Source organism: Methylobacterium oxalidis, from assembly GCF_007992195.1.
Lineage (GTDB): Bacteria > Pseudomonadota > Alphaproteobacteria > Rhizobiales > Beijerinckiaceae > Methylobacterium > Methylobacterium oxalidis.
In genome coordinates, this window is record NZ_BJZU01000186.1 from 1 (window position 1) to 1589 (window position 1589).

General features: G+C 70.9%; 1 protein-coding gene. It reads left to right on the forward strand.

Going from position 1 to position 1589, the window contains the following annotated elements:
- Window positions 1-377 precede the first annotated feature (377 nt).
- Complete coding sequence (locus MOX02_RS28765) at window positions 378-1550, forward strand: YihY/virulence factor BrkB family protein (RefSeq protein WP_147029206.1); 1173 nt, start codon at window positions 378-380, stop codon at window positions 1548-1550.
- The last annotated feature ends 39 nt before the right edge of the window (window positions 1551-1589 follow it).

Genomic DNA, 1589 nt, shown 5'->3' on the forward strand with positions numbered 1-1589 from the left:
TGTGGCGATCGCCGGGCGAAGGGCCCGGGTCGCGGCGTCTCGGCGGGCAGCGTCTGGGCAGCATCCGGGCGGGGATGAAGCCGTCCTAGCCCAGCTTGGCGTCAAAATCCGTGCCGCAGGGCACCCGGCGTGCCAATCCGCACGGACCATCGTCGCCCCCCGACAGGGATGACGGATCTCGAGGGGACAACGTCCCGCGGCGGCGTGGTTTCGCACGTTTTCCGACGCGATGCGGCCGGCCACCGCGCTGAGCCCGCAGATGTCGCCGCCCTACGGCCAAGGTTTCGTGGAGATGTGGGAACACATTGTCGTGAAACCGCGCCGTGCAATGCCCCGTTGTTGCGCTGGATCAAGCGGCGAGCGAGGACGGGCAGACGATGGTTACGCGGACGGACGGGACGGCGGGCGCGGACAAACTGGAGCGGCGGAACTCGACGGTCTGGACCGTGGCGCTGGCCACCGCGCTCCTCGGCCTCGTCGCCCTGCCGCGGCGGCGCGCGCTGCCCGCGCGGGCGCCGGCCGGGGGCGGGGCGGGCAGTTCGGCGGGCGCCCCCCGCGAGACCTCCGATTCGCACGAGGGCGGCCAGGCCCGCCGCGTCGCCGAGACCGAGGGTGGCCGCGGGCGGCACGCCACGACCCCCTCCGAGATCCCGGCGCTCGGCTGGAAGGACATCGCCCTGCGCGTCTTCCACGACATCAGCGAGAACCGCCTCGTCTCGGTGGCGGCGGGCGTGACCTTCTACGTGCTGCTGGCGATCTTCCCGGCGGTCGCGGCGCTCGTCTCCTGCTACGGGCTCGTGGCCGATGTCGGCACCATCAACCAGCATCTGGCGAGCCTGCAGGGCGTGATGCCCCAGGGCGCCGTCGACATCGTCGGCGAGCAGGTCAAGCGCATCGCCGAGAAGGGCGACACCACCCTCGGCCTCACCTTCTTCACGGGCCTCGCTCTCTCGATCTGGAGCGCCAACGGCGGCATGAAGGCGGTCTTCGACGCGCTCAACATCGTCTACGAGGAGCGCGAGAAGCGGAACTTCCTGTGGCTCAACCTGCGCTCGCTCACCTTCACGGCGGGCGCGCTCCTGTTCATCGTCCTGGCGCTGGTCGGCATCGTGGTGCTGCCGGTGGTGTTCAACACGGTCGGGCTGTCGGCGAACGCCTGGTACATCTCGCTGCTGCGCTGGCCGGTGCTGCTGGCGGCCGTCCTGTTCGGCCTCGCGCTCCTCTACCGCTACGGCCCGAGCCGCGACGCGCCGCGCTGGCGCTGGGTGACCTGGGGCAGCGCCATCGCCGCCGTGCTCTGGCTCGCTGCATCGCTCGGCTTCTCGTGGTACGTCTCGAACTTCGGCAAGTACAACGAGACCTACGGGTCGCTCGGCGCCGCGATCGGCTTCATGACCTGGATCTGGATCTCGACGATCATCGTGCTGGTCGGCGCCGAGATCAACGCGGAGATGGAGCACCAGACCTCCCGGGACACCACGGTCGGCCACCCGCAGCCGCTCGGCACCCGCCAGGCCCGGATGGCCGACACGGTCGGCGCCGCGACCTGAGGCGGCGATCTCCTGTGGATTGCGGGCCCACCTCTCCCG

Bases quoted from the DNA above. Each gene is read 5' to 3' on its own strand.
- MOX02_RS28765 (WP_147029206.1), top strand. From the start codon at position 378: ATGGTTACGCGGACGGACGGGACGGCGGGCGCGGACAAACTGGAGCGG.